The organism is Burkholderia sp. E168m23, from assembly GCF_016586125.1.
GTDB lineage: Bacteria > Pseudomonadota > Gammaproteobacteria > Burkholderiales > Burkholderiaceae > Burkholderia > Burkholderia orbicola.
In genome coordinates this window covers 1-19,707 of sequence record NZ_BCPP01000017.1, presented here as the reverse complement: position 1 = coordinate 19,707, position 19,707 = coordinate 1, and the positions used below count along the sequence as shown (strand labels likewise).

Below are 19,707 nucleotides of genomic sequence, written 5' to 3'. Positions count from 1 at the left end.
TGATCCGGCGCGACTTGCATCATCAATTCGGCCATGACGCGAAAATCGAGCTTGAGGCCGAGCCCGAGAAACGGTTTGTCGGGGCTGGCTTCGATGATCTGCGTCGAACCGGGCAGGTCGAGTGACGTGATCAGAAAGCGGTCCGTGTCATAGATATAGGCGTCTCCGCTCTGCATGACCCGCTTCGCGCCTTGAACGACGAGACCGAAGCTCGGCTCGACCATGCATTCCATCGGCTGCGTCGGCGCTTCCCTTCGATGAAAGCTCAGGTTGGGAATGGCCGTGTCGAGATGATCGACTCCTTCGGTCCATCTCGCGACGCGCTCCGCGAGCGACTGTCGTAGCTCGTTCTCGCGGCTGCGACCGGTCGAACGGTCGCTCGCCTGGTCGAATGCCGCGATGGCGACGTCATCATTGCGTTGGCCGGATATGTATCGGAGGGATGCCGGATGCATGACTTCTCTACTCTAGTAATCGGGTCGACAGGCAGGCCGTCGACGTGCCGGGGAAGCCGGCAACGAATGCACCACCCGGCGCCGCTGCACGGTCATCCTCCCGGAAGGCGCGTGCGGCGATTGCGGACTACTTCGTCGCCTGCGATGCGCAAAGCTGCCAGCGTCGCGATTTCGCCGCCGGCGTTGCCGCGTGCTCGTCGACCGTGCGCCACCAGCGCTCGCCGCGATGCGGCGCGTCGAGATCGAGGCGTTCGCCCATTCTGGGCGTCGACAGCTCGATACCGCGCACGAGCGCCAGCGCCGTGACCCGCTCGAACGGCTCCTGCCAGCGATGCATCGCGAGGTCGAACGTACCGTTGTGGATCGGCATCAACCAGCGCCCGCGCAAATCGATGTGCGCCTGCACGGTTTCTTCCGGCTGCATGTGAACGTACGGCCATTGCGCATCATAGGCGCCCGTTTCGATCAGCGTGACGTCGAACGGCCCGAGGCGCTCGCCGATCTCCCGGAAGCCGTCGAAATAACCCGTATCGCCGCTGAAGAACACGCGCAGGTCGTCGTCGACGATCACCCACGACGCCCACAGCGTACTGTTGCCGTCGAACAGGCTGCGCCCGGAGAAGTGCTGGGCAGGCGTCGCTGTCAGCGTCAGCCCGGCCACATCGATGCTTTGCCACCAGTCGAGCTGGCGGACCTTGTTCGCGTCGATACCCCATTCGATGAGCCGGTCGCCGACGCCCAGCGTCGTCACGAACACGTCGGTGGTGGCGGCCAGCGCGAGCACCGTGTCGCGGTCGAGGTGATCGTAATGATCGTGCGACAGGATCACGCCGCGCAGCGGCGGAAGATCTTCCAGCGCGATCGGCGGCGCATGAAAGCGCTTGGGGCCGATACGCCGAAACGGCGACGCGCGCTCCGCGAACACCGGATCGGTCAGCCAGAATTCGCCACGCAGCTTCAGCAACAGCGTCGAATGGCCGAGCCGATACAGGCTGCGATCGGGTGCCGCGTCGAGTTCCGCGCGGGTCAGCGAATCGACGGGCAACGCGCCGGCGGGCACGGTATGACGCGGCTTGTTGACCAGCATGTTCCACGCGATTCCCAGCGTCTTGCCCAATCCTTCGGCGGGGCGCGGCGCGACATTGGCAAAGCGCTCGCCGTTGTGCTGCGGCGAACTGCCGGAGAGCGTCCGGCCACGTCGGGCGGCCGCGAAACCCAGAATGCGATGAATCAAAACGAGAGGCGATGCCATGTCGGTTCGTCCGGAGAATAAAGTACACTAAACAGTGTAGTTTATTTTTGGGGTAAGTAAACTGCCCGGTGTAAAATTTCTGTATGGATACCAGTACTCCCCCTCAGCGTCTGACCGACCGAAAGCGCGCGGCCATCGTCGATGCGGCGATCGAGGAATTTCTCGCCGCGGGCTACGATGCGACGAGCATGGATCGTATCGCTGCGCGCGCGGACGTGTCGAAGCGCACCGTCTATAACCACTTCCCCGGTAAGGAGACGCTGTTCGCCGCGATCCTGAACAAGTTGTGGGATGCGACTCGCACCGGCAGTTCGCCGACCTATCGCGCCGACGTGCCGCTGCGCGAGCAACTGCTCGCGTTGCTCGACCGCAAATTGCGGTTGATGAACGACGAGGCCTTTCTCGCGCTGGCGCGTGTCGCGATCGGCGCGGCCATCCATTCGCCGGAACGGGCGCGCGACATGGTCGAGCGTCTCGGCGAGCGCGAGGAAGATGTCACGGTCTGGGTGCGCGCGGCCGCGGCGGCCGGTCGCCTGTCGGTCACCGATCCGGTGTTCGCCGCGCATCAGTTGCATGGCGCGGTGAAGGCATTCGCGTTCTGGCCGCAGATCACGATGGGCCAGCCGCCGCTGACGGCGCAGGAGCAGCAGAAGGTCGCGGAATCGGCTGCCGATATGTTCCTTGCGTACTACGCGCGACCCGACGACGGCGCTGCACGGCATCGCCGGCAAGACTGAACGCGGTCCCGGACACATCCGGAAGCATCCGGCTCCCCGGGCAGATCGAAACCATTGCGATGCGCGCGTTGTCGGCGAGCAGGCAAACCGGTCGATCCGGGGAAAAACGAACGCCAAATGACGCCCATCCGTGCCGGCCGGCCATCTGGCCTGGACTCGACGATACCGTCGGCGCACCCGAAGCCGAATGCGAGCAACGACCCATGAAAACGCTGTTGATCGTCTATCACACGATGACCGGAGGCACGCAACAGATGGCCGAAGCGGCTGCCGGTGCAGCTCGCGAGCAGCCTGGCGTCGACGTCAGGATGCAGCGTGCGGACGCGACGAGCGCCGACGACGTGCTGGCCGCCGACGCATACCTGTTCGCGACGCCGGAGAACCTTGCGGCGATGTCCGGGCTGATGAAGGATTTCTTCGATCGCTGCTACTACGCGGCGCTCGATCGCGTGAACGGCCGCCCGTATGCGGCAATGATCTGCGCGGGAAGCGACGGGCAGAACGCGTTGCGCCAGATCGACCGGATCGCGACCGGATGGCGGCTGAAGAACGTGGCGCCCGGCCTGATCGTCTGCACGCATGCGCAGACGCCGGAGCGTATTCTCGCAACGAAGACGATCGACAGCGACGCGCTCGCGCGCTGCGCCGAACTCGGCGCGGGTCTTGCTGCAGGGCTGGCACTGGGCGTGTTCTGATCACGAGTGCGGCGGCTCCGATCTGCCGGATCGACACCGGCACGGCCCGCAGCCGTTCGCGCACTATCGGTTTCGCAAACTTCCGCAAACAGCGCCGAACCGCCGAGCGTCGGAACTTCAACTGCCCTTCGTCGGTGCCGAAGGCTGGTGGTACTCGGGCCAAAGACGTTTCACGAGATCGCGCGATGCACCGTAGGCGTAGCAACTGTCGATCTTGAGCGGCTTTCCTTCGCTGTCGCGGTAATCGAGCGACGATCGCCGCATGCCGACCATCGTCTGATAGGCCGTCGTCGCGATCGGGCCGAGCAGTTCCTTCAAGTGCGTGCACGTATCGCAGGACGGCAGGCGCTTGCGAACCTCGCTGTTCCAGCCGGCGCCGATGTTCAATCCGACGAGCGCCTGCAGCGAGTTGCCGCCGCCCGAACACTGCGCATACGGATGCGAACGCATGAACGTGGAGACGCCGCGAACGACCATGTCGACGTCGAACACCAGCGTGACGCCGAGATCGTGGAGCGGTGTCAGTGCCGCGACCGTTCGCGCGCCGCCGGGCGGCGTGAAATCGCTGGTCTTGCGGTCCGCGAGGCAGGCCGTCACTTCGAACAGGCCATCGCTGCGCCGATAGCCGCGCATGTCGATCTGCCGATGGTGAATCTCCTCGCGCGTGAGGCCGTCATGCGGGGTGTCGTCTTGGGAAACCATGCTTGCGCTCCATCTCGTGTAACCAGGTCGTTTCGCAGGCAACGGAATCGCGCCCGGTCGATCGGGCGCGCGGAGAAAAGCAGGCGGGGACATGCTGCCAACGAAGTCGATTCGGCCATACTACGCACTTTCCGAGATCTTCGTCCGCGACGCGATCGATGCGCACGCAACGAGTCGCGTATCGCGGCCGGCGCAAACGCGTGTCGAGCGGGCGGGTCGTGCGAGGTCGGCGGCTACGCCACGCGTGGCGGTTGTGACACGACGCCGTTCGACGTCCGTCGCGCGGAAGATCGCACTTTGCGCCTTGCGCGTCGGCCCGGCCCGCTGCAATTTCCCAGCAGGGGCCGCGAATGGCGTGACATCCGGAAACGTATCCATATAATGCGCAACACGACCGCGCGGACGCATTTCCGGCACCGCGGATCGGACAAATGCAGACCGGCGAGTCAACCGCCTGTCGCGCGTACCGGTATACTTCCACTCCTGCCTTGTCCGGCATCGAGGCCGGGTGCCTGAAAACAGAGTGGCGTGCGCGATGCGGCCCCGTAGTGTTCCGCACCGGCGGCAGGCCGGCCGCACGCATGGCGGCGAAGCTGTTGTGCCGCGCGGCATGGCCGCACGAACCACACCTTATATTCCTGGTGGATTGAATTTATGGGTTTTGAACAACTTGCCGAATTGCGGGCGCAGCTCGCGGCGAAGGCCAAGCAGGAGCGCAACGCAAAGCGGCCGGCAGCGCCGACGGACGCCGGCGCGAAGCCGAAGTCCGGCGACCAGCCGTCCCGCGGCGCCAAGCCGGGTGCCGGCGCGAAGACGCAGCATCGGGCGAAGCTTGCTTCGGCGAAGCCGGCGGCGCCGGTCGATCCGGTCATCGTCGCGATCGGCAAACTGCAGCGGAAGTTTCCGCGCGCGTTCCCGAAGAATCCGGCCCCCAAAGTACCGCTCAAGGTCGGCATCTGGGACGATCTCGCACGCGAAGCGCAGGCCGTCGGCCTCAACGAAGCCGAACTGCGCGAAGCGATGTCGACGTGGTGCCGCGGCAATCGCTACTGGTCCTGCCTCGTCGAAGACGCGGTGCGCGTCGACCTGCAGGGCAACGAAGCCGGGCGCGTGACGCACGACGACGCGGCACGTGCGCGCCGCCTGAAGGCCCGCCGCCCGGGCAAGGGCGCGGCACAATCGGCCAAGGGCGCACCGCAGCAGCCGAAGGCCGAGCAGCAGGCCGAGGCCGCTGCCGCGCCGCAACCGGCGCAGGCCGAAGCGGAAGCGCCGGTGCAGACCGACGCCGCGCCGCAGGTCGAGCAGCAATCGGCCGGCAACGAGTAATCCGCACCGCGCTGCCGTCCGTCGAGCCGCGCGTAGCCGCATGCAAGTCGCGTGCGGTGCATGGCACTCCAGATCGACTTGCCTCGTCAGAGGCAGGTCGGGACTGTCTCCACCGGCGCTGAACCTGCTGGTACATCCCCTCCCTCGTCGAACAGACAACGCGACCGGACGACCCACATTCGTCGACCGGCCTCCATGCACATGATGTTTCGATCGTGCTGATCGAGCATCAATAATATGCATAACTGATCATGAAAACGCGTTGACCATATAATTCGTTTTCCGAAATGATGAAGCGGAAATCGTCGATCGACGTGCGCGCGATCCCGCCTGCCCACCGCGACAAAACGGCGCGCGATAATCACGATGGGAGCGTCCGGCCGCAGGCAAGCCGAGCACGATACAGCCAGCCTTTCGAAAGGTAAGGCAAGCCCGCCTCGACCCAAAGCCACGCCCAGTTTCATCAACCTCAATTCGCCCCGGACCGTGAACCCGAGACATTCCGCGATTTTCGTCGCGCTCGCCGCCGCCGCGCTGTTCGGCGCCGCGACACCGCTCGCCAAGGCGCTAATCGGTGCAATGTCGCCGTTCATGGTTGCCGGCCTCTTCTATTTCGGCAGCGGCGTCGGGCTCGGTATCGGGATTCTGCTGCGCGGTTGGCACAGCCGTCGCGCATCGGCCGCGGACGCCGCGCCGTTGCATCGTGCCGATCTGCTGTGGCTGGCCGGTGCGATCGCGGCGGGCGGCGTGGCCGGCCCCGCTTTGCTGATGCTCGGGCTGTCGAGTACGCCGGCGGCGACGAGCGCGTTGCTGCTCAATCTCGAAGGCGTGTTGACGGCGGTGATCGCGTGGGTCGTGTTTCGCGAGAACGTGGATACGCAGGTGTTCCTCGGCATGGCGGCGATCGTCGCTGGCGGCACGCTGTTGTCGTGGACGCCAGGCCGGGCCGGCGTGCCGGTCGGCGCGCTGCTGATCGTCGCTGCGTGCCTGTGCTGGGCGGTCGACAACAACCTGACCCGCAAGGTGGCCGCGAACGACGCGATGGTGATCGCCTGCATGAAAGGGCTGATCGCGGGGCCGGTGAACATCGGCATCGCGCTGGCGGCCGGCGCGACGCTACCTGCGTTACCGGTCACGGCCGCAGCGATGCTGACGGGGCTCGGCGGCTACGGGATCAGCCTCGTGTTGTTCGTGGTCGCGCTGCGTCATCTCGGCAGCGCGCGCACCGGCGCATATTTTTCGGTCGCCCCGCTATTCGGAGTTGCACTGTCGCTGCTGATCTGGCCCGCGCTGCCGCCCGCGACGTTCTGGATCGCGGCCGCGCTGATGGCGCTCGGCCTCTGGCTGCACGTGCGCGAACGGCACGAACACACGCATGCGCACGAGCGACTCGAGCATACGCATCGGCATCGGCACGACGACCATCACCAGCACATGCACGACTTTCCGTATGACGGCGATGAACCGCACGCGCATCCGCACGTGCATCTGCCGATCACGCACAGCCACGCGCATTTTCCGGACATTCATCACCGGCATCGACATTGACGGTGTCGTGAGCGACGCGTGCCTTGCGTCGCAAGGTGACCGTTTATGGGAAGCGGGAAAAGCCGGTCATCGGTTCGGTAATGTCGGTTGCCGACATGTTGCCGAAGCACCGCTGGCATTTGTGTGCCGCAAGCCGTGAGTTGCCGCTCAGGTTGGAGGAGCGCAACGCGTGCCGGATCATCCAACCGTCGTTGCGCCGAATGGAAGTGATCCGCGGTTTTTTCGCGGAAGCCGAATGTGGCGTCGAAGTCGCGTAACGGCACGTTCGCGCTCGCCATGCCGGTCAACGCGGCTTTTCCGGCCGGCGATGCGACGAAACGGATATCGGCCCGCCCGTTGCCGCGACACCCGTCACGTACGAGGAAAGCAGAAACCGAAATCCTCGCAGCCCGGACATCCGGGTGCGGGCCCGGGCGGCACGCCGAGCGATGCGGCCACTTCCTGCGCGAGGAATTTCTTCCAGCGCAGATGAGCGACGTTGCGCGCGGCGAGCGTGGGGAAAAAGCGCGCGAGCATCGCGGACACCGCGTCGCGTCCGTCGAGCCCGAGGTCGCGCCACAGATGATCGGGGCGCAGACACGCATGCGCGATGATCGTGGCGAGGCAGTCGGCATCGTCGCGGGCGACGGCGGGATTCGCTTCGTCCATCAGTCGCGCATGCAGCGTCGCGACGAATGCCGAGTGCGTGGCCGGCAACGGTAGCGGTGCGACCGCCGACGTGAGTGCAATGGTGTCGACGGATCGCAGATGCGGAAACTGTCGGGTCAGCAGGCCGGCGAACTGGCCGGGAGGCAAGCCCAGCAGCGAGAGTTCGTTGCGCCCGGCGCGTGCCGTAACGAGGGTGCCGAACAGCTGCGCATCGGGCACGTCGGCGTTGGCCGCCGCGAAATGCAGCGACTGCAACGCCTCTTCATACGCGTGATCGGCCGAAGCGGTCATCGCCAGCCTCCGGACGAGAACCGGATCGCACGCATGCGAGGGGCACAACGAATCGCCATCGCGATCGTCACGCGATCACTCGACGCCGACGATCACGCTCGATGCCTTGAAGATCGCGGAGGCAGCGGTGCCGCTTGCGAGACCGAGACGTTCGACGCTGTCGTTGGTGACGATCGCGACGATTTCCGCGCCGCCCGCGGCCTTGATCACCACTTCCGAATTGACCGCGCCCTTCGCGATCGACGCGACGGTGCCCGCGACGCAGTTGCGGGCCGACACCTTGCTGCTGTCGACGTCGACCATCACGATGACCGACGATGCCTTGACGAGCGCAAACGCCTTCGTACCGGCCGCGAGGCCCAGCGATGCCGCGCTGCCGTGGGTGATCACCGCGACGATCTCGAGGCCGTCCTGCGTGCGCAGCGTGATTTCGTCGTTGACGGCACCGGGTTTGACGGCGCCGATCTGGCCGGCGAATTGGTTGCGGGCGCTGGTTCGCATGATGACTCTCCGGGTGGATGCCGCGGCCGGGCCGGCCGCGGTAGCAGATGAATGGAAATGCATCGGCCAGTGTACCGTCAACGCAGGCACTGCGAATGCGATGGTGCGAATCGGTAAAACGCGTCGCCGCAGGGCGTGTCGTCACGCAGGCGTCATATCCCGACCGCGACGGTGCTACGGCGTCGACTGGGCGGCCGCGGGTGTCGAGGCCGCAGAGCCGGCGTCCGCGGCGGCTGCCGCACCGTCGCCGTCCCATCCACCGCCGAGCGCGAGAAAGAGCCGCACCTGGTCGGCCGCGACCTGACCTTCGGCCGCCGCGACCTGCGCCCGCACACTCGTCAACGTGCGCGTCGCGTCGAGATCGGAAATGAACGATTCGCGGCCGGCCGCATAGAGACGATGGGTTTCGTCGGCGGAATTGCGGGCCGACTCGTACGCGGTGCGCAGCGCATCGGTGCGCTGCACGTCGGCCGCGTAGGTCGCAAGGCTCGACTGCGTTTCGCGCAGCGCATTCAGCACGACGCCGTCGAAGTGCGCGAGTGCGCCGCCCGTCGCGGCTTCGGCTTCGCGCACGCGCGCACGCTGGCCGTTGACCGGGAACGACCAGCTGATCAGCGGACCGAACGACCAGCGATTCGTGGTGGACGAGAACAAGTCGGCGGCGACGCCGACCGAGCCGGCCGACGCACCGATGCTGACCGATGGGTACAGCGCGGCGGTCGCCACGCCGATCCGCGCGGTCGCGGCGGCGAGCTGCCGCTCGGCCTCGCGCACGTCGGGGCGGCGGCGCAGCAGCGCGGCGCCGTCGCCGATCGGAATCGGCTGACGCAGCTTCGGCAGGCGTTCGCACTCGGCGGCGGCTTTCGGCAGGTCGGCCGGCGCGCGCGCGAGCAGCGCGGCGAGCTGGTACTGCGCGACCTTGCGGCGGCCTTCGAAGCGCGGAATGTCGGCGGAGAGCGTGCGCACCTGCGTGACGCCGCGGGTCACGTCGGTCTGGTTGCCGCGTCCGGCATCGCGCAGCCGTTGCGACAGTTTCACGCGCTGCTGCTGCAGCGCGAGCGACTGCTTCGCGATCGCCAGTTCGTCGCCGGCCGAGCACGCTTCGACGTACGCGCGCACGACGTCGGCCACGACGGTGATGCGCGCCAGGTCGCCGGCCGCCTTGACGGCCTCGCTGTCCGCGCGCGCGGCTTCGACGCCGCGCCGCAGCTTGCCGAACAGGTCGAGCTCGTACGACACGTTGATGCCGACCGTGCCTTCGTTGACGACCGGCAGCTTGTTTTCGAGCAGGTATTGCTCGGCCGATTCCTGCGCGCGCTGCACGGCCGCTTCCGCGCTGCCCGAGAAGCCGCCCTGTTCGTTCGCGACGACCAGCGCCGCGCGCGAGCGGGCGAGGTTGGCCGCGGCGACGCGCAGGTCGGTGTTCGACTTCAGCGCATCGCGCACGAGCCCGTCGAGTACCGGGTCGTCGTACAGCTGCCACCAGTTGCCGGGCACCGCGTCGCGCGACACCAGCGCGCCGTTCGCGTCGTCGAGCGCATGGTTCGCCAGCGGCGCATTGACGTACGCGTGCTGCGGCAACTTGTAGTCGGGGCCGACCGACTTGCACGCACCGAGTGCGAGTGCAAGCGGAGCGAGCGTCGCCGCGATGCGCAGACCGTGCCGCTTCATTGCGATGCTCCCGCGGCGCTCGCGGCCGTACCGGACGCAGCGGGAACCGGCGCGGCCGCCGATGCGGTGCTGGCGCCAGCCGGCTTCGCGTCGTTGCGGCGCGCGTCGGCGCCGCGCATCGACACGGTCGCGGTGCGGCCCGCGATCATCCGGAAATCGTCGGGCACCTCGTCGAGCACGACGCGCACCGGCACGCGCTGCGCGAGCCGCACCCAGCTGAACGCCGGGTTCACGTTCGGCAGCAGGTTCGCGCCCTGCGTGCGGTCGCGATCCTCGATCGCGGCGACGATGCTCTGCACGTGGCCGCGCAGCGCATGCGGCTCGCCCATCACGATGATGTCGACCGGCTGCCCGATATGGATGCCGCGCAGCTTGGTTTCCTCGAAGTAGCCGTCGACGCGGAACGAGTTGCGGTCGACCACCGACAGCACCGCGCGGCCGGCCGGCACGTATTCGCCGACGCGGGGGGCGCGGTCGTTCAGGTAGCCGTCCACGGGGCTGACGATCGTCGTGCGCTGCAGGTTCAGCTTCGCGGTGTCGAGCGACACCTGCGCATCGGCGACGCTGGCTTCGCCCTGCTCGACGCGCGTGCGGCTTTCCTCGACCTGTTCGCTCGCGACCAGGTTGCCGAGCTGGAGGTTGCGCGCGTATTCGCGCTTCGCCTGCGCCAGCGTCGCGCGACGCTGCGCGAGCGTCGCTTCGGCGAGCCGCTCCGCGAGCGTGTAGCGCGCCTGGTCGATCACGAACAGCACCTGGCCGCGCTTGACCTCCTGGTTGTCGGCCACCTGCACCGACGTGATGAGGCCTGATACGTCCGGCGCGACCTGGATCACGTCGGCGCGCACGTGCCCGTCGCGCGTCCACGGCGAGAACATGTAGTAGTTGATGATGCGCCACAGCACGAGGCCGGCCACGATGACGACGATCAGGGTGAGCAGGACTTGCCCTGCCGAGAGCCAGGTTTTTTTCACGTTAGGTAGCCACGAGTTGGTGGGACACGATCACGACGGCGGCCAGCACGAATACATAGATGCCGAGGTCGAAGATCGAACGGTGCCAGACGAGGCGGTAGAAGCCGACGCGCTCGAGCACCGCGCGCACGACGATGTTGATCAGGTATGCGATCAGCATCAGCACGAGCGGGGCCGGCACGAACACGCCGAAGATATCGATTTCGCCGATCATGGTCGCGGTCGGAATGACAAGGTGGAAAGCCGGCTCATGCGCGCGCTCCGTCCGGCGCCTGCGGCGCTTGCGCGGCCGCGGCCGGATACAGCGACAGGCGCAGGCCGACGAGCGCATGCAGCGTGTCGCGCAGCCGGCGATGCGTGGCCGGCACCGCGGGCGCGGCCGCGCCGTCTGCCGGCGCGGCGCCCGGCAGGTTGCGGCCGGCCACGCGCCGCAGCGCGTCGTCGATCGTCGCGAGCAGCGCGGGCGGCACGGGCTGGCGCGCGTTCGCGGCCGCGCAGCGGGTGTAGTGATCGGTGACGCCGGCCAGCACGCGATCGATCGCGTCGGGCACGTCGCCCGACAGCCTGCGACGCGAGCGGCGCAGATCGAGCGCGTTCAGTGCGATGCGCAGGTCGCGGAAGCTTTCGATCGACGGGTGGCGGTGGTCGTCGGACGCGCCGAGGCGCGGCAGCAGTTGCGTGACGCGATCGAGCATCCGCGATGCGTGGTTGCGCTGATCGTCGAGCGGCTGCGTCGACGCGGAGCGCGCGACGTCCTCCCAGCCCGAGCGCAGCAGGCGCCGCACCGCGAGTTCGGCGCCGAACGGCCGCGTCGCGCGCGTCCACACGTACGCGAACAGCAGCCCGGCAACGCCCGCGAGGTTGCTGTTCAGGAACACGAAGAAATCGGCCTCGTACGCACTCTGGATGCTGATGAAGGTGGCCGTGTTCACCGCGACGAGCATCGTCACCATGTTGAACTGCGGGCGCGGCAGCAGCGTGCCGATCAGGATGAACGGGCCCGCGAACATCAGCACGAGCATCGCGAAATCGTGCACGTGCGGCAGCACGACGAACAGGTACAGGCCCGCGAACACGACGCTCGCGGTGGTCGACAGGAAGAACTTGAACACCAGCGGCGCAGGCTCGTCGAGCGCGGCGAAGAAGCTGCACGACACGGCCACGAGCGTGACGGCGGCCGCGCCGTCGTGCCAGCCGGACGAGATCCACAGCCAGCACGCGAACACGATCGCGAACACGACGGTCAGCGTCGAGAACAGCATCATCCCGCGATCAAAGAAGCGTTCGGTGCCGCCGAGCCGCCAGTGCCGGTAGCGCGGCTGCCACACGCCCGACTCGTTCGCGATCAATGCGCGCAGCGAACGGCAGTCCTGCCAGATGTCGATGACCTGGCGCAGCCGCCACAGCGCATTCGACAGCAGCGCGCCGTCCCAGCTCGCCAGTGCGCTGTCGGGCGGCTGCAGCGCGGCGATGCGCTCGCGCAGGTCGTCCGCGACCGGATCGTGCGCCATGTCACCGTCGGTGCCGGTCTTCACCGCCGGCAGCGGCGCGTCGAACCACTTCGCGGCGTCGGCCAGCAGCGCGTCGAGTGCGGGCGGGCGCACGTGCAGGTCGCGCATCAGCGCGATCAGCGGATCGGCGAGCGACGACATCAGCGGCAGGAACAGCTGCATCCGGCCCGCGAGCGCCTGCGCGCGGGCCAGCACGCGCGGATGCGCATGGTCGTAGCCCAGCTGGCTCAGCAGGAACTCGAGGCCGGTGATGGTCGCGGCGAGCCGCTGCCGGCATGCGGACAGCGCCTTGCCGGCCAGGTGCCCGGACAGCGTTTCGCGGCCGTAGAACGCGGCGTCCTTGAACCACGCGTCGGTGCGCTCGATCAGCGTCGGCGCGAGCCGGTTCGGGAACACGGCGCTGCCGACCACGCTCGCGCACACGATGCCGAGCACGATTTCCTCGGTGCGCGCGATCGCGACGTCGAAGATGGTGGACGGATCGGTGACGGTGGGCAGCGCGACCAGCGGCATCGTATAGCCGGCGAGCATGAAGACGTAGCTGCGCGCGGTGCGGTCGGAGATCGCGAGGTACAGCAGCGTGCCGCACCAGGTCGCGACGATGATGCTGAACAGGAGCGGCGTCTCGACGAACGGCGGCACGAAGAAGATCGCGGCGGCCGCCCCGAGCGCGGTACCGAGCGCGCGGTACAGCGCCTTCGAGCGCGTCGCGCCGACGAACGGGTTCGACACGATGTAGACGCTCGCCATCGCCCAGTACGGGCGCGGCAACTGGAAATACAGGCCGAGGTACAGCGCCAGCATCGACGCGGCGAACGTCTTGCCCGAGAACAGCCAGTCGCGGAGGCTCGGATAGGTCATGACGCGGAATCGGCGGAGTGGGGCGGGCGCGACGCCGGCGGATGCGGGTCGGCTGCGTTGAACGCGTTCAGCACGCGCAGCGTGGCTTCGAGATCGGCGCGCGACACACCCTTGAGCACCTGGGCGCGCAGCGCGCGCAGGTCGTCCTCCATCTGCGCGGTAATCGCGCGGCCGGCAGCCGTCAGCGAGATCGTCTTCGCGCGGCGATCGTGCGGGTCCTCGTCGCGGCGTGCGAGGCCGGCCGCGCACAATTGATCGAGCAGGCGCACGAGCGACGGCCCTTCGATGCCGACGTGCTCGGCGAGCGTGCCTTGCCGCACGCCTTCGCCGAGGCGTCCGGCGATCAGCAGCGGCGTCGCGCAGGCCTCGGACACGTTGTACGCGGTCAGTACGCCGTCGCTGGTGCGGCGCCACTTGCGCGCGGTGAGCACGAGCAGGCTGCTGACGGCGAGGCGGAGGTCGTGCAGATTGGTCATGGGCGAGATGATAGGGGCAAAAACATTCGATAGCAAACTATCGTTTTTGTCACCCGGATGACACGTCGCATGCGGCCCGGCCCGTCTGAAGCAATTTAGGTGGCGTGTCGTCCGGGGTCAAGCGGCAAGGCCCGCGGCCGCGAACCGCGCACGTTCGGCGGGCCGACTATATTGAATAGTCAGACGAGAACCGTCCGGCAGCACGGCGCCTGCCCGCGCGCGTTAAGCAAATTCGAAGCCCCGGTTCGGGAAAGCCGACTTCGCGAAGCCGCGCGTGGCGTGCATATTCAGGGTCATTGCAAGCGCACCGGAGACCGACGTGCCGACCTCATCCCCGCAGCCTGCCGCCCCCGCGTCGCTCGACGCGTGGCTCGGCAAGACCGAAACGCTTGGCGACGACATCACCGCGTTCCCGCTGAACGCGCTGGCCGCCACGCTCGACCGCCCGTCGCCCGGCGACGTCGTGCCGCCGATGTGGCACTGGCTCTACTTCCTGCCGGTCGCGCCGCTGGCCGAGGTCGGCCCCGACGGCCACCCGAAGCGCGGCGGCTTCCTGCCGCCGGTGCCGCTGCCGCGCCGCATGTGGGCCGGCGGCCGTTTGACGTTCCATGCACCGCTGCACGCCGGGCAGCGCGCGACGCGCGAATCGACGATCGCGAACATCGAGGACAAGACCGGTCGCAGCGGCCGGCTCGTGTTCGTGACGGTGCAGCACCGGATCGAAGCCGGCGGCGCGCTGTGCGTCGAGGAGGAGCACGACATCGTTTATCGGGACGCGCCGCAGCCGGGTGCGCCCGCACCGAAGCCGGTCGCGCCGCCTGCCGGCGAAGCGTGGTCGCGCACGGTCACGGCCGACGCGGTGATGCTGTTCCGCTATTCGGCGCTGACCTTCAACGGCCATCGCATTCACTACGACCGCAGCTACGTGACGCAGGAAGAAGGCTATCCGGGGCTCGTCGTGCACGGCCCGCTGATCGCGACGCTGCTCGTCGATCTCGTGCACCGCGAACGGCCGGACGCGACGCTCGCGAGCTTCGCGTTTCGCGCGGTGCGCCCGACCTTCGACGGGCAGCCGTTCACGCTGTGCGGCAAGCCGTCGGACGACGGCCGCACGATCGAGCTGTGGGCGAAGGACCGCGACGGCTGGTTGACGATGCAGGCCACCGCGACCCTCGCATGACGCGCTCCTTTTCCTTTCTTCCTTCATCGACGACGGACATGCAGACGACGCTACACGACCCGTACCAGGACATCCGCGAAGCGGTGCGCGACCTGTGCAGCCAGTTTCCCGGCGAGTATTTCCGCCAGATCGACGACGCGCGCGGCTATCCCGACGCGTTCGTCGACGCGCTGACCAAGGCCGGCTGGCTCGCCGCGCTGATTCCGCAGGAATACGGCGGCTCGGGGCTGGGCCTCACCGAGGCGTCGATCATCATGGAGGAGATCAACCGCGCGGGCGGCAACTCCGGCGCGTGCCACGGGCAGATGTACAACATGGGCACGCTGCTGCGCCACGGTTCGGCCGAACAGAAGCGCGCGTATCTGCCGAAGATCGCGAGTGGCGAGCTGCGCCTGCAGTCGATGGCCGTGACCGAGCCGACCACCGGCACCGACACGACGAAGATCAAGACGACCGCCGAGCGGCGCGGCGATCGTTACGTGATCAACGGGCAGAAGGTATGGATCTCGCGCGTGCAGCATTCGGACCTGATGATCCTGCTCGCGCGCACGACGCCGCTCGCCGACGTGAAGAAAAAGTCCGAAGGGATGTCGATCTTCGTCGTCGACCTGCACGACGCCATCGGTCACGGGCTGACGGTGCGGCCAATTCCGAACATGGTCAATCACGAGACCAACGAGCTGTTCTTCGACAATCTCGAGATTCCGGCCGAGAACGTGATCGGCGAGGAGGGGCAGGGCTTCAAGTACATCCTCGACGGGCTGAACGCGGAGCGCACGCTGATCGCGGCCGAATGCATCGGCGACGGCTACTGGTTCATCGACAAGGTGTCGCAGTACGTGAAGGAGCGCGTCGTGTTCGGTCGCCCGATCGGGCAGAACCAGGGCGTGCAGTTTCCGATCGCGCGCGCGTTCGTGAACGTCGAAGCCGCGAGCCTGATGCGTTTCGACGCCGCGCGCCGGTTCGATGCGCACGCGCCGTGCGGCGCGCAGGCGAACATGGCGAAGCTGCTCGCGGCCGACGCGTCGTGGGAGGCCGCGAACGCATGCCTGCAATTCCACGGCGGCTTCGGCTTCGCATGCGAATACGACGTCGAGCGCAAGTTTCGCGAGACGCGGCTGTACCAGGTCGCGCCGATCTCGACCAACCTGATCCTGGCCTACGTCGCGGAGCACATCCTCGACCTGCCGCGCTCGTTCTGACGGAGGCCGACGATGCGACCCCTCGACGGCATCAAGGTGATCACCCTCGAACATGCGATCGCGGCGCCGTTCTGCACGCGCCAGCTCGCCGATCTCGGCGCGCGCGTGATCAAGATCGAACGGCCCGGCAGCGGCGATTTCGCGCGCGGCTACGACGAACGCGTGCACGGGCTGTCGTCGCACTTCGTGTGGGTGAACCGCTCGAAGGAGAGCCTGACGCTCGACGTCAAGCAGCCCGATGCGGCCGCCGTGCTCGACGCGCTGCTCGCGGATGCCGACGTGCTCGTGCAGAATCTCGCGCCCGGCGCGGCCGAGCGGCTCGGCCTCGACTACGACGCGTTGAAGCACACGCATCCGCGCCTGATCGTCTGCGACATCTCGGGTTACGGCGGCGACGGCCCGTATCGCGACCGCAAGGCCTACGACCTGCTGATCCAGAGCGAAGCCGGGTTCCTGTCGATCACGGGTTCGGCCGGGCAACCGGCGAAGGCCGGCTGCTCGATCGCGGACATCGCGGCCGGCATGTACGCGTACACCAGCATCCTGAGCGCGCTGCTGATGCGCGGCCGCACCGGTGAAGGTTGCCGGATCGACGTGTCGATGCTGGAGAGCATGGTCGAGTGGATGGGCTACCCGCTCTACTACGCGATCGACGGCCAAAGCCCGCCCGCGCCGTCGGGCGCGTCGCACGCGACGATCTGCCCGTACGGGCCGTTCCCGGCCGGCGACGGCAAGACTGTGATGCTCGGGCTGCAGAACGAGCGCGAATGGAAGCTGTTCTGCGAGCAGGTGCTGCGGCAGCCGGCGCTGGCCGACGATCCGCGTTTCAATGCGAATTCGAAACGGCATGCGGCGCGCGACGTGGTGGATGCGCTGATCGTCGATGCATTTGCGACGCTGACGGCCGCCGACGTGATGCAGCGGCTCGACGCGGCCGGTATCGCGAACGCACGGATGAACACGCTCGACGACGTATGGCGGCACCCGCAATTGCAGGCGCGGGAGCGCTGGCGCAGCGTCGACACGGCCGCGGGCCCGGTGCCCGCGCTGTTGCCGCCGGGGCTGCCCGCCGGCGTCGAGCCGCGCATGGATGCGGTGCCGGCGCTCGGCCAGCATACCGATGCGATCCTCGCCGAACTCGGCTACGACCGCGCGCGGATCGCCGCGCTGCGCGCGAACGGCACGATCTGATTCCGCTTTCACGACGACGATGACCAACACGATTCCCGCCACTGCCTCCGCCTGCGCCCGTTCGTGGCTCTTCGTTCCCGGCAATCGGCCGGAGCGCTTCGAGAAGGCGCGCGCGGCCGGCGCCGACGCGGTGATCGTGGATCTCGAGGACGCAGTGCCGCCGGACGGCAAGCCGGCGGCGCGCGACGCGGTCGTCGCGCGGCTCGATGCCGCGCGGCCCGTGTGGGTGCGTGTGAATGCGGTCGATACCGCGTGGTTCGCCGACGACCTCGCCGCGATCGCCGCGCATCCGGGCACGGCCGGCGTGATGCTGCCGAAATGCGAGACGCGTGCGCAGCTCGATGCCGTGCTCGCGCACGCGCACGGCGCGCTCGAACTGCTGCCGATCGTCGAGACGGCGGCCGGCATCGCGGGGCTCGATCAGGTGTGTGCCGCGCCGCGCGTCGTGCGCGTGGCGTTCGGTACGCTCGATTTCCAGGTCGATCTCGGCATCGACGGCGACGGGGAAGAGCTGAACGCATTCCGCTCGCGGATCGTGCTCGCGTCGCGGCTGGCCGGTATTGCGCCGCCGGTCGACGGCGTGTCGACGATCATCGACGATCCCGCCGCGATCGAACGGCATGCGCGCCACGCGCGGCGGTTCGGCTTCGGCGGAAAACTGTGCATTCACCCGAAGCAGCTCGACGCGGTGCATCGCGCGTATGCGTGGACCGACGCGGAGCAGGCGTGGGCGCGGCGCGTGCTCGATGCCGTCGACGCGAGCGGCGGCGCGGCGGTCGCGCTCGACGGCAGGATGGTCGACATGCCGGTGATCCTGAAGGCACGGCGCATTCTGCGCGGGTAGCCGCTCCCGCGACATTCCTCCGAACAATCGAAGTGCCGCGCCGGCGTCCGTGCGGGCACGCCGATTGCATCGTCCGATTCGACCCGCAACGTCCTGCTTTCGCGCGCGCGATTGCACTAGGACAATATTTTCAGGGTGTCTTTCTGAGCGACCATGCGGAAGCCACGACGGAGACATCGAGATGGGACGGACCGAGGTATCGGCAGGCTGGCGCGACGCGCTCGGCGCGGTGCACGGCATCGAGTCGAAATACAAGCGGCTCGTGAAGGCGATCGCCAGCGACATCGAGAACGGCGCGCTCGCGCCGGGCGCCCGGCTCGCGCCGCAGCGCGACGTCGCATCGAGCCTCGGCGTCAGCGTGCAGACCGTCACCAACGCGTACAAGGAACTGGAGCGCCAGGGGCTGATCCGCTGCGAGGTCGGCCGCGGCAGCTTCGTGGCCGCGCGCGTGACCGAATCGATGTCGAACTACATCCTCGATACGACCGAGCGCGAACTGGTCGACTTCTCGATCGCCCGCATCGTGCACACGCCCGAGCACGATGCCGCGTGGCGCAGCGTGTGCACGGCGCTGGCCGGCACCGACGATCAGCCGTGGATTCGCTCGTTCCGGCCGATCGCCGGGCTCGACGCGCATCGCGACGCCGGCGCCGCATGGCTCGCGTCGCTGAACATGCCGGTGCACCGCGAATCATTGCTGGTCACGAACGGCGCGGCGCATGGCATCTTTCTCGCGCTCGCGTCGATCGTCGGGCCGGGCGACACCGTGTTGTGCGAGAGCCTGACCGATCACGGCGTGATCGGCTCCGCGAACGTGCTCGGGTTTACGCTGAAGGGGCTCGAGATGGACGAGCACGGCATCCGTCCCGAACATTTCGAGGAGATGTGCGACAGCGAACGGATCAGTGCGCTCGTCTGCACGCCGACCCTCAATAACCCAACCGTGTCGCTGATGCCCGAGTCGCGGCGGCGCTCGATCGCGCGCATCGCGACGCGCTACGGCGTGTACGTGATCGAGGACGACGTGTACGGCCCGCTGCCCGAGAAGACGGGCACGCCGATCGCCAGCCTGATCCCGGAGCTCGGCTTCTACTGCACGAGCATGACGAAATCGGTGCTGACCGGATTGCGCACCGGCTATCTTGCGATGCCGCGGCGGCTCGCGTTGCGCGTCGAGAGCGTGCTGCGCGTGAGCAGCTGGATGGCGACGTCGCCGATCGCGGAGATCGCGACGCGCTGGATCGCCGACGGCACCGCGCGGCGGCTCGTCGAACTGCAGCGCCAGCGGCTCGCGGTGCGTCAGGAGATGGTGAAGGCCGCGCTGGGGCCGTATGTGCTCGGTGCGCACCCGAACGCGCTGTCGGCCTGGCTGCGCGTGCCCGACTACTGGCAGGCAGAGCGGATCGTGCGCGAACTGCGCACCCGCAAGATCGCGGTGACGTCGCCCGATCCGTTTCTCGTCGGCGGCACGGAGCGGCCGAACGCGGTACGCGTGTGCATCGGCGCCGAAACCTCCGATGCCGCGTGCAACGCGGCGCTCGAGACGATCGCGGGCGTGTTCGAACAGTATCCGCACCTGAACGATTTCCACTGAACCGGCGGCGCCGCCGCGATGTCGCGCGCAATGTATCAGGACATTCGAAAG

At 67.8% G+C, this 19,707-nt stretch carries 20 protein-coding genes; 10 read left to right on the top strand and 10 right to left on the bottom strand.

All coding sequences use genetic code 11. From position 1 onward, the window contains the following. Both JMF90_RS01865 and JMF90_RS01860 read right to left on the bottom strand, forming a co-directional pair. The coding region (locus tag JMF90_RS01865) for an AraC family transcriptional regulator (protein ID WP_201324943.1) at window positions 1-455 on the bottom strand (455 nt) is incomplete at its 3' end. Window positions 456-582: 127 nt separating this feature from the next. Then, window positions 583-1,707 carry an MBL fold metallo-hydrolase gene (locus JMF90_RS01860; RefSeq protein WP_200161102.1) on the bottom strand — a complete coding sequence of 375 codons (1,125 nt, stop codon included), beginning with the start codon at window positions 1,705-1,707 and terminating at the stop codon, window positions 583-585. An 83-nt stretch (window positions 1,708-1,790) separates the two neighbouring features. Here JMF90_RS01860 and JMF90_RS01855 point away from each other — a divergent pair, with 83 nt between their 5' ends. Then, window positions 1,791-2,444 (top strand): TetR/AcrR family transcriptional regulator, encoded by a 654-nt coding sequence (locus tag JMF90_RS01855; protein ID WP_011549357.1) that lies wholly within the window; start codon window positions 1,791-1,793, stop codon window positions 2,442-2,444. 203 nt (window positions 2,445-2,647) lie between these two features. After that, window positions 2,648-3,139, top strand: coding sequence for a flavodoxin family protein (locus JMF90_RS01850; RefSeq protein ID WP_011549356.1), 492 nt, complete (start codon window positions 2,648-2,650; stop codon window positions 3,137-3,139). A 117-nt stretch (window positions 3,140-3,256) separates the two neighbouring features. Here the strand turns inward: JMF90_RS01850 and JMF90_RS01845 are convergent, their stop codons facing one another. Then, window positions 3,257-3,841, bottom strand: a complete 585-nt coding sequence (locus tag JMF90_RS01845) for a DUF2889 domain-containing protein (protein ID WP_011549355.1) — start codon at window positions 3,839-3,841, stop codon at window positions 3,257-3,259. Between the two features lie 654 nt (window positions 3,842-4,495). On the opposite strand from JMF90_RS01845, the gene JMF90_RS01840 reads away from it, so the two are divergent. The 3 genes from JMF90_RS01840 to JMF90_RS01830 all read left to right on the top strand — a co-directional run bounded on the left by JMF90_RS01840 (window position 4,496) and on the right by JMF90_RS01830 (window position 6,972). Next, window positions 4,496-5,167: a ProQ/FinO family protein gene (locus JMF90_RS01840; protein ID WP_011549354.1), complete on the top strand. Its 672-nt coding sequence runs from the start codon at window positions 4,496-4,498 to the stop codon at window positions 5,165-5,167. A gap of 486 nt (window positions 5,168-5,653) precedes the next feature. Next, complete coding sequence (locus JMF90_RS01835; protein ID WP_201317201.1) at window positions 5,654-6,715, top strand: DMT family transporter; 1,062 nt, start codon at window positions 5,654-5,656, stop codon at window positions 6,713-6,715. A 23-nt stretch (window positions 6,716-6,738) separates the two neighbouring features. Then, window positions 6,739-6,972, top strand: a complete 234-nt coding sequence (locus JMF90_RS01830) for a hypothetical protein (RefSeq protein WP_201317202.1) — start codon at window positions 6,739-6,741, stop codon at window positions 6,970-6,972. Between the two features lie 94 nt (window positions 6,973-7,066). Here the strand turns inward: JMF90_RS01830 and JMF90_RS01825 are convergent, their stop codons facing one another. From JMF90_RS01825 to JMF90_RS01795, 7 genes are all read right to left on the bottom strand, one after another. Continuing rightward, window positions 7,067-7,654 (bottom strand): nitrogen fixation protein NifQ, encoded by a 588-nt coding sequence (locus JMF90_RS01825; protein ID WP_011549351.1) that lies wholly within the window; start codon window positions 7,652-7,654, stop codon window positions 7,067-7,069. Window positions 7,655-7,729: 75 nt separating this feature from the next. After that, window positions 7,730-8,155, bottom strand: a complete 426-nt coding sequence (locus JMF90_RS01820; RefSeq protein ID WP_011549350.1) for a molybdopterin-binding protein — start codon at window positions 8,153-8,155, stop codon at window positions 7,730-7,732. Between the two features lie 174 nt (window positions 8,156-8,329). After that, window positions 8,330-9,826, bottom strand: coding sequence for an efflux transporter outer membrane subunit (locus tag JMF90_RS01815; RefSeq protein ID WP_201317203.1), 1,497 nt, complete (start codon window positions 9,824-9,826; stop codon window positions 8,330-8,332). Next, window positions 9,823-10,797 (bottom strand): HlyD family secretion protein, encoded by a 975-nt coding sequence (locus JMF90_RS01810; protein WP_027805481.1) that lies wholly within the window; start codon window positions 10,795-10,797, stop codon window positions 9,823-9,825. Before JMF90_RS01810 ends, JMF90_RS01815 begins: the two co-directional genes overlap by 4 nt. Window position 10,798: 1 nt before the next feature. Beyond that, on the bottom strand, window positions 10,799-11,011 hold the full coding sequence (locus tag JMF90_RS01805; protein ID WP_006481008.1) for a DUF1656 domain-containing protein: 213 nt from the start codon (window positions 11,009-11,011) through the stop codon (window positions 10,799-10,801). A 34-nt stretch (window positions 11,012-11,045) separates the two neighbouring features. Next, the gene (locus JMF90_RS01800) at window positions 11,046-13,169 is read right to left on the bottom strand and encodes an FUSC family protein (RefSeq protein WP_201317204.1); all 2,124 of its coding nucleotides are present in this window, start codon (window positions 13,167-13,169) and stop codon (window positions 11,046-11,048) included. Further along, the gene (locus tag JMF90_RS01795) at window positions 13,166-13,645 is read right to left on the bottom strand and encodes a MarR family winged helix-turn-helix transcriptional regulator (protein ID WP_201317205.1); all 480 of its coding nucleotides are present in this window, start codon (window positions 13,643-13,645) and stop codon (window positions 13,166-13,168) included. The genes JMF90_RS01800 and JMF90_RS01795 overlap by 4 nt, the downstream gene beginning before the upstream one ends. Before the next feature lie 319 nt (window positions 13,646-13,964). Here JMF90_RS01795 and JMF90_RS01790 point away from each other — a divergent pair, with 319 nt between their 5' ends. From JMF90_RS01790 to JMF90_RS01770, 5 genes are all read left to right on the top strand, one after another. Beyond that, a complete protein-coding gene (locus JMF90_RS01790) occupies window positions 13,965-14,825 on the top strand; it encodes a MaoC family dehydratase N-terminal domain-containing protein (RefSeq protein WP_201317206.1) in 861 nt (286 codons plus the stop codon). Window positions 14,826-14,863: 38 nt separating this feature from the next. Beyond that, window positions 14,864-16,027: an acyl-CoA dehydrogenase family protein gene (locus JMF90_RS01785; protein ID WP_201317207.1), complete on the top strand. Its 1,164-nt coding sequence runs from the start codon at window positions 14,864-14,866 to the stop codon at window positions 16,025-16,027. 12 nt (window positions 16,028-16,039) lie between these two features. Beyond that, the gene (locus JMF90_RS01780) at window positions 16,040-17,218 is read left to right on the top strand and encodes a CaiB/BaiF CoA-transferase family protein (RefSeq protein WP_201324942.1); all 1,179 of its coding nucleotides are present in this window, start codon (window positions 16,040-16,042) and stop codon (window positions 17,216-17,218) included. 19 nt (window positions 17,219-17,237) lie between these two features. Beyond that, window positions 17,238-18,062: a CoA ester lyase gene (locus JMF90_RS01775; RefSeq protein WP_201317209.1), complete on the top strand. Its 825-nt coding sequence runs from the start codon at window positions 17,238-17,240 to the stop codon at window positions 18,060-18,062. Window positions 18,063-18,243: 181 nt separating this feature from the next. Beyond that, window positions 18,244-19,656, top strand: coding sequence for a PLP-dependent aminotransferase family protein (locus JMF90_RS01770; protein ID WP_175766719.1), 1,413 nt, complete (start codon window positions 18,244-18,246; stop codon window positions 19,654-19,656). Window positions 19,657-19,707: the final 51 nt, after the last annotated feature.